Annotated in this window: 25 protein-coding genes; 20 read left to right on the top strand and 5 right to left on the bottom strand. The window is 71.1% G+C overall.

The features are described from left to right. Positions 1-846 carry an amino acid ABC transporter permease gene (locus AB0J33_RS21665; protein WP_363615803.1) on the bottom strand — a complete coding sequence of 282 codons (846 nt, stop codon included), beginning with the start codon at positions 844-846 and terminating at the stop codon, positions 1-3. Next, positions 843-1,706: an ABC transporter substrate-binding protein gene (locus AB0J33_RS21670; protein ID WP_363615804.1), complete on the bottom strand. Its 864-nt coding sequence runs from the start codon at positions 1,704-1,706 to the stop codon at positions 843-845. Before AB0J33_RS21670 ends, AB0J33_RS21665 begins: the two co-directional genes overlap by 4 nt. 127 nt (positions 1,707-1,833) lie before the next feature. Here AB0J33_RS21670 and AB0J33_RS21675 point away from each other — a divergent pair, with 127 nt between their 5' ends. The 9 genes from AB0J33_RS21675 (at position 1,834) to pheT (ending at position 10,327) form a co-directional block, all read left to right on the top strand. Next, complete coding sequence (locus AB0J33_RS21675) at positions 1,834-2,103, top strand: phosphoribosyl-ATP diphosphatase (RefSeq protein WP_363615805.1); 270 nt, start codon at positions 1,834-1,836, stop codon at positions 2,101-2,103. 48 nt (positions 2,104-2,151) lie between these two features. Continuing rightward, positions 2,152-2,997 carry an ATP phosphoribosyltransferase gene (hisG, locus tag AB0J33_RS21680; protein ID WP_363615806.1) on the top strand — a complete coding sequence of 282 codons (846 nt, stop codon included), beginning with the start codon at positions 2,152-2,154 and terminating at the stop codon, positions 2,995-2,997. A 240-nt stretch (positions 2,998-3,237) separates the two neighbouring features. Continuing rightward, entirely contained in the window at positions 3,238-3,711 is a 474-nt protein-coding gene (locus tag AB0J33_RS21685) for a PH domain-containing protein (RefSeq protein WP_363615807.1), read from the top strand. Between the two features lie 570 nt (positions 3,712-4,281). Continuing rightward, the gene (infC, locus tag AB0J33_RS21690; RefSeq protein WP_363615808.1) at positions 4,282-4,932 is read left to right on the top strand and encodes a translation initiation factor IF-3; all 651 of its coding nucleotides are present in this window, start codon (positions 4,282-4,284) and stop codon (positions 4,930-4,932) included. Positions 4,933-4,952: 20 nt separating this feature from the next. Next, positions 4,953-5,147 (top strand): 50S ribosomal protein L35, encoded by a 195-nt coding sequence (rpmI, locus tag AB0J33_RS21695; RefSeq protein ID WP_007458415.1) that lies wholly within the window; start codon positions 4,953-4,955, stop codon positions 5,145-5,147. Positions 5,148-5,179: 32 nt separating this feature from the next. Continuing rightward, entirely contained in the window at positions 5,180-5,572 is a 393-nt protein-coding gene (rplT, locus tag AB0J33_RS21700; protein ID WP_030335718.1) for a 50S ribosomal protein L20, read from the top strand. A gap of 29 nt (positions 5,573-5,601) precedes the next feature. After that, positions 5,602-6,453, top strand: a complete 852-nt coding sequence (locus AB0J33_RS21705) for an RNA methyltransferase (RefSeq protein WP_363615809.1) — start codon at positions 5,602-5,604, stop codon at positions 6,451-6,453. A gap of 219 nt (positions 6,454-6,672) precedes the next feature. Continuing rightward, positions 6,673-7,740, top strand: coding sequence for a phenylalanine--tRNA ligase subunit alpha (pheS, locus tag AB0J33_RS21710; RefSeq protein WP_363615810.1), 1,068 nt, complete (start codon positions 6,673-6,675; stop codon positions 7,738-7,740). Positions 7,741-7,780: 40 nt separating this feature from the next. Then, positions 7,781-10,327, top strand: a complete 2,547-nt coding sequence (gene pheT / locus AB0J33_RS21715) for a phenylalanine--tRNA ligase subunit beta (protein ID WP_363615811.1) — start codon at positions 7,781-7,783, stop codon at positions 10,325-10,327. 42 nt (positions 10,328-10,369) lie between these two features. Here the strand turns inward: pheT and AB0J33_RS21720 are convergent, their stop codons facing one another. After that, on the bottom strand, positions 10,370-11,260 hold the full coding sequence (locus tag AB0J33_RS21720; RefSeq protein ID WP_363615812.1) for a Crp/Fnr family transcriptional regulator: 891 nt from the start codon (positions 11,258-11,260) through the stop codon (positions 10,370-10,372). Positions 11,261-11,436: 176 nt separating this feature from the next. Between AB0J33_RS21720 and AB0J33_RS21725 the strand changes: the two genes are divergently transcribed. The 10 genes from AB0J33_RS21725 (at position 11,437) to argH (ending at position 22,851) form a co-directional block, all read left to right on the top strand. Next, the gene (locus AB0J33_RS21725; protein WP_363615813.1) at positions 11,437-12,258 is read left to right on the top strand and encodes a hypothetical protein; all 822 of its coding nucleotides are present in this window, start codon (positions 11,437-11,439) and stop codon (positions 12,256-12,258) included. Then, positions 12,255-14,555, top strand: a complete 2,301-nt coding sequence (locus tag AB0J33_RS21730) for a HEAT repeat domain-containing protein (protein ID WP_363615814.1) — start codon at positions 12,255-12,257, stop codon at positions 14,553-14,555. The genes AB0J33_RS21725 and AB0J33_RS21730 overlap by 4 nt, the downstream gene beginning before the upstream one ends. A 176-nt stretch (positions 14,556-14,731) precedes the next feature. Continuing rightward, the gene (locus AB0J33_RS21735; protein WP_363615815.1) at positions 14,732-15,382 is read left to right on the top strand and encodes a hypothetical protein; all 651 of its coding nucleotides are present in this window, start codon (positions 14,732-14,734) and stop codon (positions 15,380-15,382) included. 151 nt (positions 15,383-15,533) lie between these two features. Further along, a complete protein-coding gene (gene argC, locus AB0J33_RS21740; protein ID WP_363615816.1) occupies positions 15,534-16,535 on the top strand; it encodes an N-acetyl-gamma-glutamyl-phosphate reductase in 1,002 nt (333 codons plus the stop codon). After that, on the top strand, positions 16,532-17,704 hold the full coding sequence (gene argJ / locus AB0J33_RS21745; RefSeq protein ID WP_363615817.1) for a bifunctional glutamate N-acetyltransferase/amino-acid acetyltransferase ArgJ: 1,173 nt from the start codon (positions 16,532-16,534) through the stop codon (positions 17,702-17,704). Before argC ends, argJ begins: the two co-directional genes overlap by 4 nt. After that, complete coding sequence (gene argB / locus AB0J33_RS21750; protein WP_363615818.1) at positions 17,701-18,606, top strand: acetylglutamate kinase; 906 nt, start codon at positions 17,701-17,703, stop codon at positions 18,604-18,606. Before argJ ends, argB begins: the two co-directional genes overlap by 4 nt. Then, positions 18,603-19,832, top strand: coding sequence for an acetylornithine transaminase (locus tag AB0J33_RS21755; protein WP_363615819.1), 1,230 nt, complete (start codon positions 18,603-18,605; stop codon positions 19,830-19,832). Before argB ends, AB0J33_RS21755 begins: the two co-directional genes overlap by 4 nt. Continuing rightward, positions 19,829-20,767: an ornithine carbamoyltransferase gene (gene argF / locus AB0J33_RS21760; protein WP_363615820.1), complete on the top strand. Its 939-nt coding sequence runs from the start codon at positions 19,829-19,831 to the stop codon at positions 20,765-20,767. Before AB0J33_RS21755 ends, argF begins: the two co-directional genes overlap by 4 nt. Beyond that, positions 20,764-21,279 (top strand): arginine repressor, encoded by a 516-nt coding sequence (locus tag AB0J33_RS21765; RefSeq protein WP_363615821.1) that lies wholly within the window; start codon positions 20,764-20,766, stop codon positions 21,277-21,279. The genes argF and AB0J33_RS21765 overlap by 4 nt, the downstream gene beginning before the upstream one ends. Positions 21,280-21,387: 108 nt before the next feature. Then, positions 21,388-22,851 carry an argininosuccinate lyase gene (gene argH, locus AB0J33_RS21770; RefSeq protein WP_363615822.1) on the top strand — a complete coding sequence of 488 codons (1,464 nt, stop codon included), beginning with the start codon at positions 21,388-21,390 and terminating at the stop codon, positions 22,849-22,851. A 44-nt stretch (positions 22,852-22,895) separates the two neighbouring features. Here argH and AB0J33_RS21775 read toward each other — a convergent pair whose 3' ends face one another. Both AB0J33_RS21775 and AB0J33_RS21780 read right to left on the bottom strand, forming a co-directional pair. Then, complete coding sequence (locus AB0J33_RS21775; RefSeq protein ID WP_363615823.1) at positions 22,896-23,249, bottom strand: MmcQ/YjbR family DNA-binding protein; 354 nt, start codon at positions 23,247-23,249, stop codon at positions 22,896-22,898. Positions 23,250-23,374: 125 nt separating this feature from the next. After that, complete coding sequence (locus AB0J33_RS21780) at positions 23,375-23,800, bottom strand: DNA-binding protein (RefSeq protein WP_363615824.1); 426 nt, start codon at positions 23,798-23,800, stop codon at positions 23,375-23,377. 98 nt (positions 23,801-23,898) lie between these two features. On the opposite strand from AB0J33_RS21780, the gene AB0J33_RS21785 reads away from it, so the two are divergent. Next, positions 23,899-24,525, top strand: a complete 627-nt coding sequence (locus AB0J33_RS21785; RefSeq protein ID WP_363615825.1) for a DNA-3-methyladenine glycosylase — start codon at positions 23,899-23,901, stop codon at positions 24,523-24,525. Positions 24,526-24,542 lie beyond the last annotated feature (17 nt).

The raw sequence follows: 24,542 nt of genomic DNA on the forward strand, positions 1-24,542 counted from the left end.
TCAGCCTCCCGACTGCCGGCGGGCCGCGCGCAGCGTCACCCAGTCGGTGACCGCGATCAGCGGGATCGCGAGCAGCACGAAGAACACCCCCGCCACGACGTACGGCGTGTAGTTGAACGTCTGGGCGGTGGCGATCTGGGCGGCGCGGACCGCGTCGATCGGCCCGGCGAGCGAGACCAACCCCACGTCCTTCTGCAACGCCACCACGTCGTTGAGCAGGGGAGGCGCCACCCGGCGGACGGCCTGCGGCAGGACCACGTGCCGCATCGTCTGCCGGTAGGTCAGGCCCAACGAGCGGGCCGCCGCGAGCTGACTGGGATGCACCGACTCGATGCCGGCCCGGAACACCTCGGCGAGGTAACCGCCGTAGGTGAGGACCAACGCGATCCCGCCGAGCACCAGCACCGGCGGCATGCCCTGCAACCGCAGCCCGGGTACGCCGAGCGTGAGCAGGTAGAGCACGATGATCAGCGGCAGGCCGCGAAAGGTGTAGGTGTAACCGGCGGCCAACGCGCGGACCGGGAAGAAGATCGGGCCGCGCAGCGTCCGCAGCACGGCGATCACCAACCCGAGGGCCAGCGCGCCGGCCGCACAGCACACCAGCAGCCGGACGTTGAGCCAGAGCCCGTCCAGCACCGCCGGCAGCGCGTCGCGGGCGATCTCCGGGTCCAGGAACGATTCCCGGACCCGGTCCCACCCCGGCGCGCCGGTCACCGCGATGACCAGCAACGTGCCCAGCGCCGCGGTGGAGGCCGCGGCGACGAACACGCTGTAGACGGTCTGCCGACGCCGGTACGCCGATCGCCGCAGCTGCGCCTCGGACGGAACGTGATCCAGGAGCGTCACCGCAGCTCGGCCGCCCCCGCCACCTGCGCGAGCCACTTCTGCTCCAGTTGCCTCAGCGTGCCCGCCTCGCTGAGTTGACCGACCGCGCCGGTCACGCAGGAGGTCAGTGGGGAGTTCTTGTCCAGCAGCAACCCGAACGCCTCGGGCGTACCGACCTGCGGCACCTGCCCGACGATCACCGCGTCGGTGAGCTCCGCGCCGGTGATGTAGAAGGCGGTCGGAAGATCCACCACGAGACCGTCCAACTGCCCGTTCTGCAGCGCCTTCTTGGCGTCGTCGTTGCTGTTGTAGACCTGCGGCTTGGCGGTCGGCTTGAGTACGTCGGTGATCGCCTGGTAGCTGGTGGTGCCGACCTGCGCGCCGAGGCGGGCGTCGCGGAGGTCGGCCAGCGACGTCTTCCCGGCGATCTTCGAGGACTTCAACGCGATGACGGTCTGCCGCACCAGGTAGTACGGCGCGGAGAAGTCGACCGCCCGCTTGCGCTCCTCGGTGATGGAGAACTGGTTGATGTCGAAGTCGAACGTCTTCGGCCCGGGTGCGATGGCGGTGTCGAACTTGACCCGCGTCCAGGTGACGTCGGCGCGGGCGTACCCGAGCTTCTCGGCCACCGCGTACGCCACGGCGGACTCGAAGCCCTCGCCGTTGTCCGGCTTGTCGTCGGAGAACCACGGCGCGTACGCGGGCTGGTCGGTGGCGATGGTCAACTTGCCCGGCGTACGGGTGGGCAGGCTGTCCTTCGCGCAGGACGGCGACGCGGTGACGGTGGGGGTGGGTTCCTCGTCCTGCGGGGCGCATGCGGCGGTGGCAACGACGACGGCGCCGGCGAGGGTGAGCGCGAGGAGACGTGAGCTGCTGGCCATGGCGGACAGCGTAGAGCTCCATCGGCGTCGATCGGCAATTGCCCCACCATGTTGGTAGGGAATTGTCCGCCTGCTGGGTACCGGTGGACCCGGAATCGGGGCACCGGTCGGGCGGCTGGAAGAATCGTTGCTCGTGAAGACGTTCGAGGAGTTGTTCGCCGAGCTGCAGGCCAAGGCCGCCGCCGGCACCCCGGGCTCGGGCACCGTCGCCGCCCTGGACAAGGGGGTGCACTTCATCGGCAAGAAGGTCGTCGAGGAGGCGGCCGAGTCGTGGATGGCCGCCGAGCACGAGGGGCCGGAGCGTACCGCCGAGGAGATATCCCAGCTGCTCTACCAGGTGCAGGTGCTGATGCTCGCCAGTGGCCTCGACCTCAAGGACGTCTACCGACATCTCTGAGTGCCCCCACCCCGTTGATCGCCATCCGGATCGAAGGAGCACTCCGTCATGCTGCGTGTCGCCATTCCCAACAAGGGCACCCTGGCCGAACCGGCCGCCCAGATGCTGCGCGAGGCGGGCTACCGCCAGCGCACCGACCCCAAGGACCTCGTCTGCCGGGACGAGGCCAACGACGTCGAATTCTTCTACCTGCGCCCGAAGGACATCGCCACCTACGTCGGCTCTGGTGACCTCGACCTCGGGATCACCGGCCGGGACCTGCTGATCGACTCGGCCGCGCCGGCCGAGGAGGTCGTCGACCTCGCCTTCGGCCGGGCCACCTTCCGCTTCGCCGCCCGCCCCGACGACATCGCCTCCGTGCAGGACCTGGGCGGTCACCGGATCGCCACCGCGTACCCGGGGCTGGTCGAGCGGCACCTCGGCGAGGTGGGGGTCAAGGCCGACGTGATCCGCCTCGACGGCGCGGTCGAGAACGCCGTACGCCTCGGCGTCGCCGACGTGATCGCGGACGTGGTGGAGACCGGCGCGACCCTGCGCCAGGCGGGTCTGGTGGTCTTCGGTGAGCCGCTGCTGCGCTCGTCGGCGGTGCTGGTCCGCCGCGCAGGCGCGCCGGCGCACCCGCAGGCCGAGCAGCTGCTGCGCCGCCTGCACGGGGTGCTGGTGGCCCGCCGCTACGTGATGCTCGCCTACGACGTGCCGGCCGGCCTGCTGGACCGGGCCAGTGGGCTCACTCCGGGCATCGAGTCGCCCACCGTCTCGCCCCTGCACCGCGAGGGCTGGGTGGCGGTGCAGGCGATGGTGCTCCGCGACGACGTGCACCGCATCATGGACGAGCTGTACGAGTTGGGCGCCCGCGCCATCCTCGTCACCAACATCCACGCCTGTCGCCTCTGACGCCGCCCCCATCCGTTGGTCTCGGCCGCTGGCTCCCTCGGTTGGCCTTGGCTGCCGGCCCTGCCGCTTGATCGACTCGGGTTCGCGGAAACGGGGGTTTCCCTCGCCCGGGAGGCCCCCGTTTCCCTGCACCCGGGTGGCGCCGTCGCGGGGTCGCGGGCGCGGGCGGTCCGTGGCGGGTGGCGGGGCACTCGGCGGGTGGTGCGTTTGCTGGGCCAGTGCGGGTGGCAGACTGGTGGGGTGAGTGAAACCGAGCTGGTCCGCCTGAAGCCCCGCCGCATCCGGGTGGTCTGCTGGTCGGCGGCGGCTGCCCTGGTGGTGGTGTTCGGTCTGGTCGCCACGTCGTTGAGCGGGCCGACCGGCGATGGTTATGGCAGCTTCCAGCGCGGCGACCAGATCGCCATGATCGGCCTGGGCGTCTTCGGGGCCCTGGGCTTCCTGCTGTTCACCCGTCCACGGGTGGAGGCGGACGCGCGGGGCGTCCGGGTGCGCAACGTCATCAGCTCCTACGACCTGCCCTGGGAGGTTGTCCGGGGCGTCCGGTTCGACCGGGGCGCGCCGTGGGCCAGCCTGGAGCTGCACGACGACGACCTGCTGCCGATGGTCGCCCTACAGGCCGCCGACAAGGAGCTGGCCGTGGACGGGGTCCGTGCGCTGCGCCGGCTGCACGAAGCCCACCAGGCCCGCCTCGCCGAGCGCGCCGTCGGCCGCTGACCCAGCCGAACCACCCGTCGGCCTGGGAGCGGCACCGCCCCGCGTCGCCGCCCCCTCGCCAAGATCCGGACAACTTCCCTGAAACTGCTGCCTCAGCGCGCAGCGAGGCAGCAGTAACAGGGAAAGTGCGCGGATCTTGACGAAGCGAGCGCGCGGCGGCCGGTGACGCGGACGCCCGGCCGCAACCGACGCCCGGTCACGCCGGTGGCCGGTCACGCCGATGCCCGGTCACGCCGACACGCGGCCGCAGGTCGTGCCCGGTTTGGGGGTGGCCGGGGCGCCGGTGTAGTGTTATCGAGTCGACCAGGCTGTCTCCGCGTGCGAGCAGACAGCCTTGAAAGCGGAGCGCCTGCTCCCACCCGAGTCACCGCTACGGTGTCCGGGTCCGGTCACCGGTTCCGGGCATGTCCCGGCGCTGGATGCGCGATCCTTGATCGTGCTGGCCGGTCGAGCGGGCCCTGGCATGCGCCGGGGCCTTCTGCTTTTCGGGTCGGTTCCCTCCTGGGAGCCGCAGGGGTCGGCACCTGAGCAGAAACGACTCGAGGAGGCCCCATCAGCGTCGAACCACGCGTGAACGAGCAGATCCGGGCACGTGAGGTCCGACTGGTCGGCCCAGAGGGTGAGCAGGTGGGCATCGTCCCGCTGGAGCGCGCTCTTCAGCTGGCCGCGGACGTCGATCTGGACCTGGTCGAGGTTGCGCCGATGGCGCGCCCGCCGGTGTGCAAGCTCATGGACTTCGGCAAGTTCAAGTACGAGAGCGCACTCAAGGCGCGCGAAGCGCGGCGTAATCAGCAGCAGACCGTCATCAAGGAAATGAAGCTTCGGCCGAAGATCGACCCGCACGACTACGAGACCAAGAAGGGTCACGTGGTGCGGTTCCTCAAGGCGGGCGACAAGGTCAAGGTGACGATCATGTTCCGCGGTCGCGAGCAGAGCCGCCCGGAGCTGGGTTACCGGCTCCTGCGCCGGCTCGAGTCCGAGATCACGGACCTGGGATACGTCGAAGCCGCTCCGAAGCAGGACGGCCGAAACATGATTATGGTTCTCGCTCCGCACCGGGCCGTGAAGGCCTCCGCGGTCGCCGCCACGGCGTCGCGCGGTGGGCCTCGGGACCGGGCAGCGGACGAGTCCGCCGCTCCGGCAGCCGATGAGACCGCGGCGGTCGGCGAGACCGCAGCAGCCGGTGACACCGGCCTCGCCGCCGACACCAGCGGCGAGTAACAGGGGAGAAGACGTTCCACATGCCGAAGATGAAGAGCCACACGGGTATGGGTAAGCGGGTCAAGGTGACCGGCAAGGGCAAGATCGTTGCCCAGCAGGCCGGCCTCCGCCACAACCTGGAGAAGAAGCCCTCCACCCAGACCCGCCGGCTGACCGGCACGGTCGTGCTGGCCAAGGCCGACGTCAAGCGCATCAAGAAGCTGCTCGGCCGCTGACGCGCGCCACCTTTACGTAAGAAGGAGTTGAGATGGCACGCGTCAAGCGGGCTGTAAACGCCCAGAAGAAGCGTCGTACCCTGCTGGAGACCGCGAGTGGTTACCGCGGTCAGCGCTCCCGCCTGTACCGCAAGGCCAAGGAGCAGGTGCTGCACTCGATGCAGTACGCCTACCGGGACCGTCGCGACCGCAAGGGTGACTTCCGGCAGCTGTGGATTCAGCGGATCAACGCGGGTGCCCGGGCCAACGGGATGACCTACAACCGTCTGATCCAGGGCCTGCGTCTGGCCGGCATCGAGGTCGACCGCAAGATCCTGGCCGACCTGGCTGTCAACGACGCCGCGGCCTTCGCGGCGATCGTCGAGCTGGCCCGGGCCGCGGTCGCGGCCGAGGGCACCGGCGGCGCGGCGGCTCAGGCCGCCTGATCCCCACGCACCAGAGCGAGGCGTCTCCCGTGTCGGCACCGCCGTCCGGGGGGCGCCTCAATCGTGCCGGAGGAACGCACACCATGGCCTTCACCCCGCGTACCCCCAGGGTCGTCGCCGCCCGCCGTCTGCAACGCCGCCGGGACCGCGACGCCACCGGCCGGTTCCTGGCCGAGGGCCCGCAGGCGGTCCGCGAGGCCCTCGCGCGGCCGGGGGTGGTCACCGAGTTGTTCGGTACGCCCACCGCGCTCGACCGGTACCCGGAGTTGGCCGCCGTGGCGGCCCGCGCCGACGTGCCGGTCTCCGAGATGACCGACGACGCCCTCGCGGCGCTGGCCGAGACGGTCGCCCCGCAGGGGCTGGTCGCGGTCTGCCGGCACCTGGACGTGCCGTTGGAGCAGGCCCTCGCGTGTGCGCCCCGGCTGGTGGCGGTGCTCGCCGAGATCCGTGACCCGGGCAACGCCGGCACGGTGTTGCGCACCGCCGACGCGGCCGGTGCGGGGGCGGTGATCTTCGCCGGTGACGCCGTCGACCCGTACAACGGCAAGTGTGTGCGGGCCTCGGCCGGCAGCCTCTTCCACGTCGACGTGGTCCGCGCGCCGGACCCGGTCGCGGTGGTCGAAGCGCTGCGCGCCGCCGGCCTGTCGATCTTCGCCACCACCGGGTACGGCGACAGCGACCTGGACGACCTGACCGACTACGGCCGGCTCGTCGGGCCGACCGCGTGGTTGTTCGGTTCCGAGGCGCACGGGTTGCCCGAGGAGCTGACCGCCGCCGCCGACGCCCGGGTGCGGGTGCCGCTGTACGGGCGCGCGGAGAGCCTCAACCTGGCTGCCGCCGCCGCGGTCTGCCTGTACGCTTCAGCGAGAGCGCAGCGCTGAGGGTGACCACCTCCGGCGCGACTGACAGCAGGGGAGAGCGTCCGCCCATGAACGCGACACGGCGTTCGTTTAGCCAGCCCGCCGGTGTCGGCGGGCGGCGGGCCTGACCTGCTCCCTGCGCAACTCCTACCGGCGGGCTGCGGCACAGCCGCGCGTCCGTAGACTCGCTTAGCCGCCCCGGTGAGGGCTGGCGCCGCCGTGAGGGAGTGCCCGTACGCCATGAGCTACCGCAACGATCCGTACGACCCGAAGCAGGTTGCCCTGCTCGACCCCGCCGCCCTGGCCGAGGCCGTCGCGGACGCCACGAAGGCGTTCGAGGCCGCCGCCGACCCGGACGCGCTGACCGCGCTGCGCCCGGTGCACCTGGGTGACCGGTCACCGGTCTCCCTCGCCCGCCGGGAGATCGGCGCGTTGCCGCCGGCCGCGAAGTCCGACGCCGGTAAGCGGGTCAACGAGGCCCGCCGGGCGATCGAGTCCGCGTACGCCGAGCGCGCCGAGGTGGTGGAGCGCGAGCAGGCCGAGCGGGTGCTGGTCGAGGAGCGGGTGGACGTCACCCTGCCCTACGACCGGCGGCCGCGGGGCGCCCGGCACCCGTTGAGCACCCTGATGGAGTCGATCAGCGACCTGTTCGTCGGGATGGGCTACGAGGTGGCCGAGGGGCCCGAGGTCGACCTGGAGTGGGTCAACTTCGACGCGTTGAACATTCCCGCCGACCACCCGGCGCGCGGCCTGATGGACACCTTCCACATCGCACCGGAGGGCTCCGGCCTGGTGCTGCGTACGCACACCTCGACGGTGCAGACCCGCACGATGCTCAGCCGCAAGCCGCCGATCTACGTGATCGTGCCGGGCCGCGTCTACCGCACCGACGAGATCGACGCCACGCACAGTCCGGTGTTCCACCAGGCCGAGGGTCTGGTGGTCGACAAGGGCATCACGATGGCGCACCTGCGGGGCACGCTGGACCACTTCGCCCGGGCGATGTTCGGGCCGGAGGCGAAGACCCGGTGGCGGCCGCACTACTTCCCGTTCACTGAACCGTCGGCGGAGTTCGACGTGTGGTTCCCGGAGCACCGGGACGGCCCTCAGTGGGTCGAGTGGGGTGGCTGCGGCATGGTCAACCCGCGGGTGCTGCGCGCCTGCGGCGTCGACCCGGAGGTCTACTCCGGATTCGCCTTCGGCATGGGCATCGACCGGACCCTGATGGTCCGGCACGGGGTCAGCGACATCCGCCATCTCTTCGAGGGCGACGTGCGGTTCAGCCGCGCGCTCGGGACCGGGGCGTAGGCGATGCGGGTACGAGACACGGGAACGGTGGTCTGAAGTCATGCGAGTTTCTGTCAGCTGGCTGCGGGAGTACGTCGACCTCCCCGCCGACCTGCCCACCGGTGACCTGGAGCAGGCCCTGGTCGACCTCGGCATCGAGGTCGACGCCGTGGTGGACCTGGCCGAGACCGTCACCGGCCAGCTCGTCGTCGGTGAGGTCCGCGAGATCGAGGAGCTCACCGGCTTCAAGAAGCCGATTCGGTTCTGCCGGGTCGACGTCGGTGCCGCCAACGGCACCGGCGAGCCGCAGGAGATCGTCTGCGGGGCCCGTAACTTCGAGGCGGGCGACCGGGTGGTGGTGATCCTGCCCGGCGGCGTGCTGCCCGGCGGCTTCGCCATCGGTGCCCGCAAGACGTACGGGCACAACTCGGCGGGCATGATCTGCTCGGCCAAGGAGCTGGGCCTGGGCGACGACCACTCCGGCATCATCGTGCTGGGGCCCGACGTGACGGCCAAGCCCGGCGACGACGCGCGCCCGGTGGTCGGCCTCGACGACGTCGTGCTCGATTTGGAGATCACTCCGGACCGGGGGTACGCGCTGAGCCTGCGCGGCCTGGCCCGGGAGTTGTCGCACGCGTTCGACGTGCCGCTGCACGACCCGGCCCTGGCGCCGGCGCCGGGCGGCACCGAGACGCCGGCGTACCCGGTGGAGGTCCGCGACACGGTCGGCTGCGACCGGTTCACCGCCCGCCTGGTCCGGGGGGTCGACCCGACCGCGCCCACCCCGTCCTGGATGGCCCAGCGGCTCGTCACCGCCGGGATCCGCAGCATCTCGCTGCCCGTCGACATTACCAACTACGTGATGTTGGAGCTGGGTCAGCCGATGCACGCGTTCGACGCCGACCGGATCGTCGGGCCGCTGGTGGTCCGCCGCGCCGAGGCGGGGGAGAAGCTGACCACCCTGGACGGTGTCACCCGGGTGCTCACCGCCGACGACATGGTCATCTGTGACGACACCGGGCCTATCTCCCTCGCGGCGGTGATGGGCGGTGAGACCAGCGAGGTCGTCGCCGGCACCACCACCGTGCTCTTCGAGGCGGCGCACTGGGACCCGGCGATGGTCGGGCGCACCGCCCGCCGGCACAAGCTGTTCAGCGAGGCCGCGAAGCGCTGGGAGCGGGGCGTCGACCCGGCCGTGGCGCTGGTCGCGCTGGAGCGGGCCGTGCGGCTGCTCACCGAGCACGGCGGGGGCACCCCGAGCGCGGAGATCCTGGACATCGACCACGTCCGGCCGCGTACCCCGATCAGCCTGCCGGCGGACCTGCCGACCCGGCGGGTCGGTGTCGAGTACCCGCCGGCTCGGGTGGTCGCCCTGCTGGAACGGGTCGGCTGCACCGTCGCGCAGGGCGCGGACCGGTTGTCCGAGGACCCGGGCACGGTCGGCGTGGCCGGCGGCGTCGGCGCGGTGCTCAGCGTCACCCCGCCGAGCTGGCGGCCCGACCTGACCGACCCGGCCGACCTGGTCGAGGAGGTTGTCCGCCTCGACGGGTACGACCGGGTGCCGTCGGTGCTGCCGACCGCGCCGCCGGGACGCGGTATGACCCCACGGCAGCGTCGCCGCCGGGCGGTCGCCGTGTCGCTGGCCGAGCGGGGGTACGTGGAGGTGCTCGCGCACCCGTTCGTGTCGCCGGAGCTGGCCGACCAGCTCGGCCTGCCGGGCGACGACCCGCGCCGACCGGCGGTGCGGCTGGCCAACCCCCTGTCGGAGGAGGAGCCGCTGCTGCGCACCACGCTGCTCGGCCCGCTGCTCGGCATCCTCAAGCGCAACCTCGGTCGGGGTCACCGCGACCTGGCTCTCTACGAGATCGGTGCGGTCTTCCACCCGCGCATCGGTGCCGGCAGCCCGCCGGCGATGGGCGTCGACCGGCGTCCCACCGACGCGGAGTTCGCGGCCGCCGACGCGGTGGTGCCGGCGCAGCCGGTGCACGTCGCGGTGGTGCTCTCCGGCGACATCGACCCGGCCGGCTGGTGGGGTGCGGGTCGACCGGCCGGTTGGGCGGACGCGATCGAGGCGGCCCGGGACGTGCTGGCCGCCGCCGGGATCCCGGACGAGCGGGTCGAGGTGCGCGCCGCCGAGTACGCCCCATGGCACCCGGGCCGTTGCGCCGAGCTGCGGGTCGACGACTCGGTCGTCGGTCACGCCGGTGAGCTGCACCCGGTGGTGGTCGCGGCACTGGAGCTGCCGCGGCGCACCAGCGCGATGGAGCTGAACCTCGACGCGCTGCCGTCGACCCCGGTGACGCCCGCGCCGACGGTCTCCGGCTTCCCACCGGCACTGATCGACGTGGCTCTGGTGGTGGACGACTCGGTGCCGGCGGAGCAGGTGCGCCGAGCGCTGGAGGCGGGCGCCGGGGAGCTGCTGGAGGACGTGCGGCTGTTCGACGTGTACTCCGGCGCGCAGCTCGGCGAGGGCCGGCGGTCGCTGGCGTACAAGCTCACCTTCCGGGCACCGGACCGGACGCTGACCGTCGAGGAGGCCGTCGCGGCACGGGACGCGGCGGTCGCCGTTGCGGCGGAGCGTCTCGGCGCCACCCTGCGCGGCGCCTGACGAAGTCGAAGGCCTCCTCCTGCGAACGGCAGGAGGAGGCCTTCAGTCTTCGCTGGATTCGAGGTTGCCGAGCGTGCGCAAGCTCGACAGATCCCGGACGGTGATCCGCCGGTAATCGGTGTCGACGAGTCCCTCCGTGCGTAACTCCCGCAGCGCCTTTTGAATGGCTGTCTCGGAGGCGCCGCAAATGGTGGCCAGGTCGGGTTGGGTGAGTCGGACGTCGATGACGATGCCGTCAGGCGCCTGTCGACCGTGGGTTCGGCAAAGTTCCGCGACCACTCGCGCGACACGCAGTTTCACCGGGTATGAGGTGAAGTCGATCCGCCGTCGATTGGACCAGCGCAGCCGGTCGGACACCATTGCGGCGAGTTCGAGGGCGGCATCGGGATGTTCCTTCAGGAAGCGCTTGAACCGGTCCGGCTGGATCACGCTGTACCTTGCGGGCCCACAGGTCGTGACCGTGGCGGAGCGGGGCGCGTTGTTCAGCGCGGACATCTCGCCCACGAGATCACCGCCGACCCGGAGCGACAGCAAGGCGGACCGGCCATCCGGCAGCGTGGCCGTGATCTTGGTCAGGCCCTCTTCGAGGAGCACCAGATGAGACTCGCGTATGCCTTCGTGGATCACAATCTGCCCGGCGGGTACCTGGCGACGGACGCCCAGCCCCAGTAGCGTCATCCGAACTGGCGGCGCGAGCCGTTGCAGGAACGTACCGTAGGGCCACTCGCCGCCGGATAGCTCGCGTAGTCGTCGCATCTGCGGCCTCAGCCTCCTTCGCCATTCACAGCTGCCGAAGCGTAGCCGCTCCTGTGCGCAGCGCGATGCCCCTGTTGCGACGACGATTTCGACCAGCAGGCGGACGGCTATCAACACCAGTACGGCCATCGGTGACCATTCGAGGGCTAGCAGCAGCTCAAACAGATTCGTCCTCATGCGACAAGGACACCGTCCGGGTGTGCGGCTGACTCCCGAACAGGACGGGATGACCGTTTTTCGACAACCCGAGACGATGCCGTACTTCTACGGGATCCCGATCAGCCCTCGACGGTTCGATGGCTCCTGCGGCGCTCGCCCGTTGGGCGAGCCGGGTGACGAAGGGCGGGAGCTTGATGCAACATCCCGAACGGCGACTGTTGATCTCTGTGGATATGGAACGGTACAGCCGACGTAGCAACCTGCAGCAGTACGAGGCGCAACGGCATTTTCGAGAGTTGCTGCACGAGGCCGCTGGCGCTGTCGGCCTGGACCGGGTGGCCTGGACCACGCAGCAGGCGGGCGACGGTGAGCTGGCGATCGTGCCCCGCGAGGTGTCCGAGTCTCGTGTCATCGGTAGGTTCGTGCCGGAGCTGAACCGGCGGCTACGCAACCACAACAGCAGCCGCCTCCCCGTTGCCCGAATCCGACTCAGGGTGGCTGTACACCAGGGTTTGGTGCACCTGGACGGCGCGAATGGATTTCCCGGCTCCGCCGTCGTCTTCGTCTGTCGCTTGTGCGAGGCCGATTCGGTCAAGAAGGCCCTGGCCGCCTTTCCCGAGGCCGGAGTCGCGCTCGTCGTCTCGACCGACATCTTCCGGGACGTGGTCAGCGAGTACCCCGAAGAGATGCGGCCTGAGCGTTTCGTACGGATCGAGGTGGCCCATCCGGACAAGGAATTTCGCGACTACGCCTGGCTCTGTGTGGTGGACGAGGATCTCAGCGGCGCCTCGGTCCCGGGCGTCGTGCCGACCGATCCGGAAGGCCGCGCCGACGCGGCGGAGAAGCCGATGGACAACCCGGAGGCAAGGGCAGCGAACAGCGAAATAGGTCAAGGCGGTATTCGTACCGGCGACATCCGCGTCAAGGGGCAGAACGCGATCGGCCAGGGTGCGACGGCGATCGGCTCGGTTGGTCGCGACGCGAACTTCGGCACGAGGCAAGGCAATCCCCGATGATCGATCGGTATCCTCCGGCCCCCGCTGGCATTGAACGGGATCTGGACAATTTCCCGCACGACGTGTCGGAGGAGCCCTCCGTCGACGACCCGCTTGGCGACGCCAGCGATGGAGTGCTCGGCGGATCGCGGGACGGATCAACAAGGACTGGTTCCGGCGATGGCGATGGGGAGCCGGGCTCGGCGAACGAGCTGCCCGAGGGGCCACCCGAGGAGGCGGACGATCCTGAAGACCTTCTTGACCCTAGAGACGTGCTGCGCCGGCTCACCGGCCTCCTGGGCGGCTCAGGCATCGAAGTCGGCGATGTTCAGGTTCAGGGTCAGAACGCCACCGGTCATGGCGCCGTCGCGATCGGAACGGTCAACGTCACCACCGCGCGCGACGGCGCTGGGCGCGTATGGTTCGAAACACTGATCGAGGCCAGCGTCCGGGAGATTGCCAGCGGGTACGCCTACACGCCCAGTGATCAGCGGCTCGACCACCATCTCCAGCATCAACATCTGGTCTGCCTCTCCGGTCCGGTCGGGACTGGACTCATCACTTCGGCCACCCTGGCGGTGGCCCGAAAACATGGCTTCGACCGGGTCCGCGTGCTCGGTGTCGAGCAGCTGTCCGATCTGCTCGGCGCGGAGGCGCCGTTACCCGCCGGGCACGGCTACGTGCTCCGGCTGAGCGAGGCTGCCCTCCGCGAGGTCGACGGATTCACGCTCGTGGCGCTGTCTGCCAGGGCTGCGACGTCAGGTACGACGGTGGTCCTGGTGGGGGACTTCTCCCAACGGAGACACGACCTCGTCGGCCACGTCGTGGAGCACCGCAGAGCCCCGGCAACAGAGGTGTTTCGGGCGCAGCTTCGCTATCACCTCAGAGGGCAGTGTGTCGGCTGGTGCGTGGACAGTTGCGACGGGCGGTGCCTCGAACGATATGTGGATGTGGATTGCGTCGGACATCAACTGTTGTCGGCTTACCTGGCCGGAGAGCCTCGACCCAGCGAGGTCCTGAAGGTCGTCGCGATGATCGCTCGGACCGTTCCCAAGGCAGCCGCCCTGGCCGAACGGCTGGAGCAGTTTCTGCCGCTGCAACTTCGGGAGCGGGCTGTCGAGATCCTCGAAATGCGACCCGACGGCGAGGAGGTCGGCGGGTTCACCAACGAGGAGGTGCGAGCGTTCCGCCTCTCCTGCGCTGTGCTTGCCGGACAACCCGTAGCCGAGATACACCAGGCAGCTCGCCGTCTGGCCCGACCGGACCTCGAAGAGATGACATCGACCGGCGCACCCCTCCGTGGGTCGGCGATCGACGCGCTGCTGGGGTCGACACTGGGTCAGGCCGTCACTCGCTTGAACGACGTACGAGCGCCGGGCGGGTGCCGGATCGACTTCCCTGCCGGCACGGAGCCGCTCAGGTCGGCGTTGCTGGAAGTCGCGTGGACCGAATGGTGGTCGCCTGGTCAGCTCCTCGACTGGCTGGCAGACCTGATCCGCGGGGACCTTCCGGCGGTCCGGCAGGCCGCCGCTGGGGCCATCGGCTGGTCGGCGACCCGCGACGTGCAGGCGGCCCTCGACATTGTGGGAGTACTGGCCCGGGAACGGCGCGCCGGGGTTCGGCAGGCCGCAGCGATCGTGCTGGTTGCCATGGCGATGCAGCCGACGCTGCACCACCGGGTCCGAACCGAACTCGGTCGGTGGACCGCCGGTCCGGCAGCTCATCTACGCGACACCGTGGCGCGGGCGTACGGGCTCGGACTGGCCCAGCTCTGGCCGGACGCGGCGTTGGTCCAGTTGCGTCAGGTGGCGCAGGCCCGGATGCAGCGGTGGAACAACTCCGTCGTCCGGGGGCTGGTGGAGGTGTATCGCAATGGTCACGCGGCGAGCGTCGTGCCGGCGCTGGTGGAGTGGACCGCGTCCGTCGACCCCGAGGTGCAACTCCACGCCGCACGGACTCTGCGGGTGCTCGCGGACCGCTGGGCGGAACCGCCGAGAGAGCACTGGCCGGAGCTGTTGCACCTGCTCGATCAGGGAACGATCCGGTTGGCCGATCTGGCTGTGCTCTGGGCGACCGCTCTCAGCCTGCCGTGGACGGCATACCGCTCGTGGCGGACCCTCGGATTCTGGCTGGACCGGGCGGACCGGCAGTCAACCGTTGCCGGCCACTGCCTTGAGCTGGTGCGGCACGTGATCGCTGGGCAGCCGGCGCTGCGTCATCGCTTGGACCATCAGCTCCACCACGTCTGGCGTCCGGTAATGCCCCATAACGACCTGCTCGACGACGTACAACGAATGATCGATGAGGAGACGCGATGATCACAAATCCGCCTGGCGGTCCCGGCACAAGACCACCCGTACCCAGGCAGGTGACACCTCGTCGTTGGTGGCACGTGCTCTTTTCGCCAGCGGAGCTTCCCCTTCCTCCGCCCCCACCACCGCCAGTTGTCCCCACCACGGCGACGTTCCGTCAGGAAGCCCCGGGGCCGATCCTGGTGCCGGCCAAGGGGGACGCGTTCGATTTCCGGCTGCACGTCGTCTACAACTGGACCGCGCAGAACATGACGTACGAGGAGCTTCGGTTCCGCGCCGACCGCTACCTGGGGTGGGCCGCCGGGATTGTCCGGGAACGGGCAGTAGATTTGGCACGCGAACATGAACCCCACCGCTCGCATGACCTTGAGCGTGCGCTGAACGGCCGTCTCGGTGGACAGCGCTGGCCACGCGAGGGTGCGGTGCCGCACTTTGGCGTACTCGTTCGCGTCAGCCCGGACGAGCGGGTCCGGGATCGGCTCCGGCCGTACTGGGAGGATCGGATCAGGCTTGAGTGTGATCACGAGCTGCAGAAGATCAGGGCGGCCCAGGCGGATGAGCTGACCCGCCGCTGGTGTGCGGTGCTGCAGAATCTGGAGGACGATCCGGTGACCTCGCATGCGGCACGGTTGACCGGTGAGCAGTTCGCCGAGGTGTTCCGCCGGTACGTGGAGGAACGTCGCGAAACCGTTCCCGACCTCGTCAAACTGCTCCGTGAGGCGGTGCGTGGACATGGCGACCTGGGCATGGGGCCGAGCGAGTACACGGAGGCATGGGATGCGGCCCTGAGGACATATGAGCGTCAGCACGGGCTGTCCGAGCGGGTGAACTGACACGGGTGTCCTCTGCCGGATTCGTCCGGCCGGGGACACCCCTCGCATGGCCGCTGCTCTCGCGCGCTCATTACCATGCACTAGGCTGCATGAACTTGCACTCCTGAGTCGCCCTTGTTAATCTTCGCTGCATAGTCATGCGGAGGTGGGTATGGGGATTCGAGTCGCGGTCGCCGGTGCGAGCGGGTACGCCGGGGGTGAGTTGCTGCGCCTGATCGCCGGGCACCCGGAGTTCGACCTGGTCACCGCCACCGCGCACAGCCAGGCCGGGCACCGCGTGGACGTGGTGCACCCGCAGCTCACCGGCCTCGACCTGGTGCTCGGCGAGACCGATCCGACGACCCTGGCCGACGCGGACCTGGTTTTCCTGGCCCTGCCGCACGGCGAGTCGGCGGCCCTCGCGGCCCAACTTCCGGCCGGGGTGCGGATCGTCGACCTGGGCGCCGACCACCGGCTCGCCGACCCGTACGCCTGGGCGCAGTACTACGGCGGCACGCACGCCGGGCAGTGGACCTACGGCCTGCCCGAGCTGCCCGGCCAGCGCGAGTTGATCGCCGGCTCGACCCGGGTGGCGAACACCGGCTGCTACGCCGCCGCGATCACCCTGGCGCTCGCGCCGCTGATCGCCGACGGCGTGGCCAGCCCCGCCGACGTGGTGGTAGTCGCCGCCTCCGGCACCTCCGGCGCGGGCCGGGCGGCCAAGCCGCACCTGCTGGCGAGTGAGGTGATGGGTGACCTGTCGCCGTACCGGGTGGGCACCCACCAGCACGTACCCGAGATCAAGCAGGCCACCGGCGCGACCGGCCTGTCATTCACTCCGGTCCTGGCGCCGATGCCGCGCGGCATCCTGGCCACGGTCACCGCGGTCCCGGCGCGTGGCGCGGACCCGCAGGAGGTCCTGGCGCGGGCGTACGCGGACGCGCCGTTCGTACACGTACTGCCGGAGGGCCGCTGGCCGCACACCGCCGCCACAGTGGGCTCCAACTCGTGTCACCTACAGGCCACCGTCGACGTCGACTCGGGTCGTCTGATCGTGCTCAGCGCGCTGGACAACCTGGGCAAGGGCGCCGCCGGCCAGGCCGTGCAGAACGCCAACCTGATGCTCGGTCTGCCGGAGACGACGGGCCTGTCGATCTGGGGGACCGCACCGTGAGTGTCACCACCCCTCGGGGGTTCCGGGCGGCCGGGGTGGCCGCCGGGCTCAAGGCCAGCGGCGGCGCGGACGTCGCCCTGGTGGTCAACGACGGCCCGGACGCCGGTGTGGCGGGTGTCTTCACCACCAACCGGGTCAAGGCGGCGCCGGTGCTCTGGAGCCAGCAGGTCGTGCAGGGCGGTGTGATCCGTGCCGTGGTGCTCAACTCCGGCGGTGCCAACGCCTGCACCGGCCCGGCCGGCTTCCAGGACACGCACGCCACCGCCGAGCACACCGCCGCGGCGCTGACCTCGGTCAGCCCACGGCTCATCCTCGGTGCCGGTGAGGTCGCGGTCTGCTCGACGGGCCTGATCGGTGAGCGGCTGCCGATGCCGAAGCTGCTTCCGGGGGTCCGCGCGGCGATCCGGGCGCTGTCCCGCGACGGCGGGCCGGCCGCCGCCGAGGCGATCATGACCACGGACACCCGGCCGAAGACCACGGTGGCCCGGGGCAGCGGCTGGACCGTCGGCGGCATGGCCAAGGGTTCCGGGATGCTCGCGCCGGGGATGGCGACCATGCTCTGCGTACTGACCACCGACGCGGTGGCCGGGCCGGCGACGTTGGACGAGGCGTTGCGAGCCGCCACCCGGGTCACCTTCGACCGGGTCGACTCCGACGGCTGCATGTCCACCAACGACACCGTGTTGCTGCTGTCCAGCGGCGCGAGCGGCATCGAGCCGACCCCGGCCGAGCTGGCCGCCGCCGTCACCGCCGCCTGTCACGATCTGGCCCAGCAGTTGGTGGCCGACGCCGAGGGTGCCACCAAGCAGGTCGCGATCGACGTGGTCGGCGCGGCGACCGAGGACGAGGCGGTGGAGGTGGGCCGTACGGTGGCCCGCAACAACCTGGTGAAGACGGCGCTGTTCGGAAACGACCCGAACTGGGGCCGGATCCTCGCCGCTGTCGGCACGACCGCCGCCGCCTTCGAGCCGGACGAGGTGGACGTGGCGGTCAACGGGGTGTGGGTGTGCCGGCGCGGCGCCGCCGCCGAGGACCGCTCGAAGGTCGACCTGACCGGGCGGGACGTGACCATCCGGATCGACCTGCACGCGGGCACCTCGGCCGCGACGATCTGGACCAACGACCTGTCCCACGCGTACGTCCACGAGAACTCGGCGTACTCCACATGAGTCTCAGTAGCGATCTGGCTCGCGCGCAGGTCAAAGCGGAGACGCTGATCGAGGCGCTGCCCTGGTTGGCGCGCTTCTCCGGCTCGACGGTCGTGGTCAAGTACGGCGGCAACGCGATGACCGATCCGGAGTTGCAGCGGGCGTTCGCCGCCGACATGGTCTTCTTGCGCTACGCGGGCCTCAAGCCCGTGGTGGTGCACGGCGGTGGTCCGCAGATCTCGGCCATGCTGGGTCGCCTCGGCATCGCCAGCGAGTTCCGGGGTGGTCTGCGGGTGACCACCGCCGAGGCGATGGACGTGGTGCGGATGGTGCTGGTCGGGCAGGTGGGCCGGGAGCTGGTCGGTCTGATCAACTCGCACGGCCCGTACGCCGTCGGGCTGTCCGGCGAGGACGCCCGGCTGTTCACCGCGGTGCGCCGCCCGGCGTTTGTGGACGGGCAGCCGGTCGACGTCGGCCAGGTCGGTGATGTCGAGTCGGTGGACGTGTCCGCGGTGACCGATCTGATCGAGGCCGGTCGGATTCCGGTGATCTCCACGGTGGCACCGGACGTGGAGGGGGTGCTGCACAACCTCAACGCGGACACCGCCGCCGCGGCCCTCGCGATCGCGTTGCGGGCCCGAAAGCTGGTCGTCCTCACCGACGTGGCGGGTCTGTACGCCGACTGGCCGGACACCACCAGCCTGGTCTCCGAGATCACCGCGGACGACCTGGCCAAGCTGCTGCCCGGCCTCGAGTCGGGAATGGTGCCGAAGATGGAGGCGTGCCTGCGGGCGGTGCGTGGGGGAGTGCCCGCCGCGCACGTCGTGGACGGCCGGGTGGCGCACTCCACGTTGCTTGAGGTGTTCACCTCGGAAGGGTTCGGAACGATGGTGGTGCCGGGAGACGGGACGGACGCGACATGAGCACGTTGGCGCAGCGGTGGAAGCAGTCCATGATGGACAACTACGGCACGCCGCCGATGGCGTTGGTCTCCGGCGCCGGTGCCGTCGTGGTCGACGACGCCGGCCGGGAATACCTCGACCTGGTGGGCGGTATCGCCGTCAACGCTCTGGGGCACGCCCACCCGGCCGTGGTGGCTGCGGTGTCGAAGCAGGTCGCGACCCTCGGGCACGTCTCCAACCTCTATGTGGCCGAGCCACCGGTCGCCCTGGCCGAGTTGCTGTTGGCGCTCGCCGGTCGACCCGGGCGGGTCTTCTTCGCCAACTCGGGCGCGGAGGCGAACGAGGCGGCGTTCAAGCTCTCCCGGCGGACCGGCCGCACCCACGTGGTGGCCACCCGGGGCGGCTTCCACGGTCGCACCATGGGCGCCCTCGCGCTGACCGGCCAGCCGGCCAAGGCTGACCCGTTCCGGCCGTTGCCCGGAGAGGTGACCCACGTCGACTTCGGCGACGTCGCCGCCCTCGACGCGGCGGTCTCCGACGACACCGCCATGGTGATCCTGGAGCCCGTCCAGGGTGAGAACGGTGTGCTCGTCCCGCCGGCCGGCTACCTCGCCGCGGCCCGGCGGATCACCGCCCGGCACGGCGCGCTGCTGGTCCTCGACGAGGTGCAGACCGGCGTCGGGCGTACCGGGCACTGGTTCGCGCACCAGGCCGAGGGCGTGGAGCCGGACGTGATCACCCTGGCCAAGGGGTTGGGTGGCGGGCTGCCCATCGGTGCCACCCTGGCCTTCGGTCCCGCCGCGGATCTGCTCACCCCCGGCTCGCACGGCACCACGTTCGGCGGCAACCCGGTCAGTTGCGCGGCGGCGCTCGCCGTGGTGGCGACCATCGCCAACGAGGGTCTGCTCGACAACGTCAAGCGGGTCGGTGAGCGTCTGCGTCGCGGCATCGAGGCGCTGGGTCACCCGCTGATCGCCGAGGTACGCGGTGCCGGGCTGCTGCTCGGCGTGGCGCTCACCGCGCCCGTGGCGTCGGTGCTGGCCGAGGCGCTGCGGGAGGCCGGTTTCCTGGTCAATCCGGTGCAGCCGGGGGTGGTCCGGTTGGCTCCGCCGCTGATTCTCACCGCCGCCCAGGTCGACGCCTTCCTCGCGGCGTTGCCCGACGCGCTGGACGCCACCGCCCCGGTGGCCGCCGGCGCGACTGTCGCACCATCCACCCTGACCACCACGACGGGAACGACTCGATGACCCGGCACTTCCTACGCGACGACGACCTCTCGCCCGCCGAGCAGTCGGCGGTTCTCGACCTGGCGGCGCGGATGAAGGCGGACCGGTTCGCCCACCGGCCGCTGGTCGGCCCCCGCTCGGTGGCGGTGCTCTTCGACAAGCAGAGCCTGCGCACCAGGATCTCGTTCGACGCCGGGATCGCCGAGTTGGGTGGGCACCCCCTCGTCGTGGACACGCAGGTCACCCACTTCGGCCGGGGCGAGTCCCTCGCGGACGCCGGGCGCGTGCTGTCCCGCTACGTCGCGGCCATCGTGCTGCGTACCCATGGTGACGAACGGATCGCCGAGGTGGCGGGAGGCGCCACCGTGCCGGTGGTCAACGCGCTCACCGACGGTTTCCACCCGTGTCAGCTGCTGGCCGACCTGCTCACCATCCGGGAGCGGTGCGGCGGGACGGCCGGTCGCACCCTGGCGTACGTCGGGGACGGCGCGAACAACATGGCGCAGTCGTACCTGCTGGCCGGGGCGACGGCCGGGATGCACGTCCGGATCGCCGGCCCCGCCGGGTTCACCCCCGATCCGGCCGTGGTGGAGCAGGCGGCCGGTATCGCCGCGCAGACCGGCGGGTCGGTGCGGGTGTTGACCGACCCGACCCAGGCGGTACGCGACGCCGACGTGCTGGCGACCGACACCTGGACGTCGATGGGGCAGGAGGCCGACGGGTTGGACCGGATCACCCCGTTCCTGCCGTACCAGGTCAACAAGGAGTTGCTCGGTCAGGCCGCGCCGGACGCGATCGTGCTGCACTGCCTGCCCGCGCACCGGGGCGAGGAGATCACCGACGAGGTGTTGGACGGCCCGCAGAGCGCGGTCTTCGACCAGGCGGAGAACCGGCTGCACGCCCAGAAGGCGCTGCTGGCTTTCCTGCTGGACCCCGATACCGGGCAGCTGCGATGACCGCGCCGTTGACCCGCGCGGCCCGGCACGCCCGGATCGTGGAGCTGATCCGGGACCGGGCGATCCGGTCGCAGACCGAGTTGGCCGACCTGCTCGCCGCCGACGGCGTCGGCGTCACCCAGGCCACCCTGTCGCGGGATCTGGAGGAGCTGGGCGCGGTCAAGGTGCGCGGCGGCGACGGCCCGGCCGTCTACCTGATTCCCGAGGACGGCCAGCGACCGTTGCGCGATGCCGAGGCCGCGCCGGCCCGGCTGGTACGGCTGCTGCGCGAGTTGCTCAACGGGGTCGACTCCAGCGGCAACATCGCGGTGCTGCGGACGCCACCGGGCGCAGCCCAGTACCTGGCCAGCGCGTTGGACCGGGCGGGTCTGCCCGAGATCGTCGGCACCATCGCCGGTGACGACACCATCCTCGTCGTGGCCCGTGAGGCCGTCGGCGGGGCCGCGCTCGGGGACAAACTCGCCGGCTGGGCCCGCCGGGAGGACACCGTTGACGGAAACACCGCGCCGTGACCGACATTTGGCCGGGCGGTCGCGGACAGTGACACCGGCGCGGATGAGCAGTGACCGAGCGCGGCGGAGGAACCCCGCAGTCGCGAGTGAGAGGCGAGCAGAGCAATGATGAGCGGCGTGGACGACAAGAGCCTGACCGAGAACAGCGCCGCCACCAACCGGACGAGCCTCTGGGGTGGCCGGTTCGCGGGCGGCCCCGCCGAGGCGCTCGCCCGACTGTCGGTGAGCGTGCAGTTCGACTGGCGCCTGGCCCCGTACGACATCGCCGGTTCCCGAGCGCACGCCCGGGTCCTCGCCGGCGCCGGCCTGCTCGATCCGGAGGAGCTGGGCCGGATGCTGGCCGCGCTGGACGACCTGGAGGCGGCCTGCGCCTCCGGATCGTTCCGCCCGACCATCGACGACGAGGACGTGCACACCGCGCTGGAGCGTGGTCTGCTGGAGCGTCTCGGCAGCCTCGGCGGCAAGTTGCGCGCCGGCCGGTCCCGTAACGACCAGGTCGCCACCGATCTGCGGCTCTACCTGCGTGATCACGCCCGGGGTGTGGCCAGCCGTCTGGTCGAACTGGCGGAGGCGCTGGTCGAGCAGGCCGAGCGGCACGTCGACACCGCGGCGCCGGGCATGACCCACCTCCAGCACGCCCAGCCGGTCACCTTCGGGCACTGGCTGCTCGCCCACGTGCAGCCGCTGCTGCGCGACCTGGAGCGGCTGCGCGACTGGGACCACCGGGCGGCGATCAGCCCGCTCGGCGCGGGCGCCCTCGCCGGTTCCGGGCTTCCGCTGGACCCGATGGCGGTGGCGAAGGAGCTGGGTTTCCGGACGTCGTTCGCCAACTCGATGGACGCCGTCGCGGACCGGGACTTCGTGGCCGAGTTCCTCTTCACCACCGCCCTGATCGGGGTGCACCTGTCCCGCCTCGGCGAGGAGGTGGTGCTCTGGACCTCGCACGAGTTCGGGTGGGTGGAGCTGGACGACTCGTTCGCCACCGGCTCGTCGATCATGCCGCAGAAGAAGAACGCGGACATCGCCGAGCTGGCCCGGGGCAAGTCCGGGCGACTGGTCGGCGGTCTGATGACGGTGCTGACCATGCTCAAGGGCCTGCCGATGACGTACGACCGGGACATGCAGGAGGACAAGGAGCCGGCGTTCGACGCGGTCGACACCCTGGAGCTGCTGCTCCCGGCCCTGGCGGGAATGATCTCCACGATGACGGTCCGGGTGGACCGCCTCGTCGCCGCCGCCCCGGTCGGCTTCTCCCTCGCCACCGAGGTCGCCGACTGGTTGGTCCGGCGGCAGGTGCCGTTCCGGGACGCGCACGAGATCACCGGCCGGTTGGTGGCGCTCTGCGCGGCCCGGGAGTGCGAGCTGGAGGACGTCTCCGACGAGGATCTGGCCGCGGTCAGCGAGCACCTCGACCCGTCGGTGCGTGACGTGCTCTCGGTCCGTTCGGCTCTCGCGGCCCGCACGACCCCCGGCTCCACCGGCCCCGGTCCGGTCGCCGACCAGCTCGCCGCCGCGGCGGACCGGCTGGTGAGCTGGCGGGAGTGGGCCACCGAACGGGTCGTTCCGCGCTGAGCCGTGCCGTGGCGTCGGCACTCGCCGCCGGCGCCGCGGTGGGTTCAGGCCGTCGGGCGCTCCCGCCTGGGCAGCTTGGCCACCACCATGTCGTACGACGCGTCGACCGCCTCGGTCAACTCCTCGTCGTCGATTCCGCCGTCGAGGCGCAGCGTGTTCCACCCGGACCGGCCGATGTAGGCCATCACGCTGGCGTCGTCGGGGTGCCGGTGCAGCCACTCGTCGGCGACCTCCCGGGTTTGCCCGCACTTGATGCCGACCGTCGGTTTGCCCCCGCCGTTGCCGAGGAACGCGAAGATCCGGCTGCCGACCTTCACCACCTCGTCGCCCTCCCATGGCCGGTCCAGCCATGCTCCCGGCTTGGCCAGGCAGTACGCCAGCATGTCCGCGCGCTCCATGGGTGCCTCCTCGTCGTGCGCACAGTGTGCCCGTCCAACCGTCGTCGCACCCGCGCCCTGCCGATCGGGCCTCTGTTCGCGTCGCCGGATCCGGGCGGCCGGTCGGCTGGGCGAGGTCCTGCCGATCAGGACGTCTGTTCGGAGGAGCGGGCGGCGACCCGTTCGTAGCGCTGCCGGGCCGCCTGGGCGCTGCCCAGCCCCAGCCCGTACGCGATCGCCTGCCAGGTCAGCCCCCGGTCGCGGGCCAGCGTCAACAGCCCGGCCTCGAGGGCGTCCAGCTCGGCGCGGACGTGTGGCAGCAGGGTCAGCGCGGCGGTGAGGTCGGCGGCGTCGACCGGCTCCTCGGCGGGCTCCCGCTCGGCCCCGCCGGCGGCGAGCGCGGTGACCAGGGCCACCGCCTCCCACGGGTCCAGCACGTACGGGTGGGCCCAGCGCCCCCGTTGGCTGTCGCTGCCGGCGTGCCGCTCGCTGATGCGTTGCAGCGCCTCGTGGGTGCGGTGGGCTCGGGCGCGGGCCGGGTGGGGCGCGGTGAACGGGTCGTCCGTGGTCATGTCCCCAGCACACACTCTAAATGTCCCGTTGTCAACACAACGTTTAAGAGTCGCGGGGTGGATTTGCCGATTCCGGTTCGTCGACGTTTCCTGGACCGGTGGACTACTCGTGGCTGCACGCCCCCGCCGGTCAGGTGGCCGAGACGGCACAGAGGCTGCTGGGCTGGGAGATCACGGCCGGTGCGGTGCGGATCAGGCTGACCGAGGTCGAGGCGTACGCGGGCACGGGGGAGGACCCCGCCTCGCACGCCCATCGGGGCCCCACGCCCCGCACCCGGGTGATGTTCGGTCCGGCCGGGCACGCCTACACCTACTTCGTGTTCGGCGTGCACTGGTGTCTGAACATCGTGTGCGGTCCCGAAGGGGAGGCGTCCGCCGTCCTGCTGCGCGCCGGCGAGGTCGTCGACGGTGTGGACCTCGCCCGAAAGCGCCGGGGGGAGAACGTGGCTGATCGTGACCTCGCGCGCGGGCCGGCGCGGCTGGTGGTCGCGCTCGGGGCCACCGCCTCCGCCAACGGCACGTCCCTGCTCGACGGGGAGGGGCCGCTGAGGTTGACGCCGCCGACCCGCCCGGTCGAGAGGTCGGCCATCTCCGCCGGGCCGCGAGTCGGGGTGGCCGCCGCGCATGATGTGCCGTGGCGCTTCTGGATCACCGGTGACCCCACCGTCAGCAGCTACCGGCGGCACGCGCCGCGTCGGCGGGCCGCGAGGGCAGCCGGCGCGTAGCCCGCTCCCAGGCCCCT

The sequence above is a fragment of the Micromonospora sp. NPDC049645 genome, assembly GCF_040675155.1.
Lineage (GTDB): Bacteria > Actinomycetota > Actinomycetes > Mycobacteriales > Micromonosporaceae > Micromonospora.

What these genes read in the sequence shown, in the direction of transcription:
- AB0J33_RS21670 (WP_363615804.1), bottom strand. Translation starts at nt 1,706, where the DNA reads ATGGCCAGCAGCTCACGTCTCCTCGCGCTCACCCTCGCCGGCGCCGTC.
- hisG (WP_363615806.1), top strand. Translation starts at nt 2,152, where the DNA reads ATGCTGCGTGTCGCCATTCCCAACAAGGGCACCCTGGCCGAACCGGCC.
- rpmI (WP_007458415.1), top strand. Translation starts at nt 4,953, where the DNA reads ATGCCGAAGATGAAGAGCCACACGGGTATGGGTAAGCGGGTCAAGGTG.
- rplT (WP_030335718.1), top strand. Translation starts at nt 5,180, where the DNA reads ATGGCACGCGTCAAGCGGGCTGTAAACGCCCAGAAGAAGCGTCGTACC.
- pheS (WP_363615810.1), top strand. Translation starts at nt 6,673, where the DNA reads ATGAGCTACCGCAACGATCCGTACGACCCGAAGCAGGTTGCCCTGCTC.
- pheT (WP_363615811.1), top strand. Translation starts at nt 7,781, where the DNA reads ATGCGAGTTTCTGTCAGCTGGCTGCGGGAGTACGTCGACCTCCCCGCC.
- AB0J33_RS21720 (WP_363615812.1), bottom strand. Translation starts at nt 11,260, where the DNA reads ATGAGGACGAATCTGTTTGAGCTGCTGCTAGCCCTCGAATGGTCACCG.
- AB0J33_RS21725 (WP_363615813.1), top strand. Translation starts at nt 11,437, where the DNA reads ATGCAACATCCCGAACGGCGACTGTTGATCTCTGTGGATATGGAACGG.
- AB0J33_RS21730 (WP_363615814.1), top strand. Translation starts at nt 12,255, where the DNA reads ATGATCGATCGGTATCCTCCGGCCCCCGCTGGCATTGAACGGGATCTG.
- argC (WP_363615816.1), top strand. Translation starts at nt 15,534, where the DNA reads ATGGGGATTCGAGTCGCGGTCGCCGGTGCGAGCGGGTACGCCGGGGGT.
- argB (WP_363615818.1), top strand. Translation starts at nt 17,701, where the DNA reads ATGAGTCTCAGTAGCGATCTGGCTCGCGCGCAGGTCAAAGCGGAGACG.
- AB0J33_RS21755 (WP_363615819.1), top strand. Translation starts at nt 18,603, where the DNA reads ATGAGCACGTTGGCGCAGCGGTGGAAGCAGTCCATGATGGACAACTAC.
- argF (WP_363615820.1), top strand. Translation starts at nt 19,829, where the DNA reads ATGACCCGGCACTTCCTACGCGACGACGACCTCTCGCCCGCCGAGCAG.
- AB0J33_RS21765 (WP_363615821.1), top strand. Translation starts at nt 20,764, where the DNA reads ATGACCGCGCCGTTGACCCGCGCGGCCCGGCACGCCCGGATCGTGGAG.
- argH (WP_363615822.1), top strand. Translation starts at nt 21,388, where the DNA reads ATGAGCGGCGTGGACGACAAGAGCCTGACCGAGAACAGCGCCGCCACC.
- AB0J33_RS21775 (WP_363615823.1), bottom strand. Translation starts at nt 23,249, where the DNA reads ATGGAGCGCGCGGACATGCTGGCGTACTGCCTGGCCAAGCCGGGAGCA.
- AB0J33_RS21780 (WP_363615824.1), bottom strand. Translation starts at nt 23,800, where the DNA reads ATGACCACGGACGACCCGTTCACCGCGCCCCACCCGGCCCGCGCCCGA.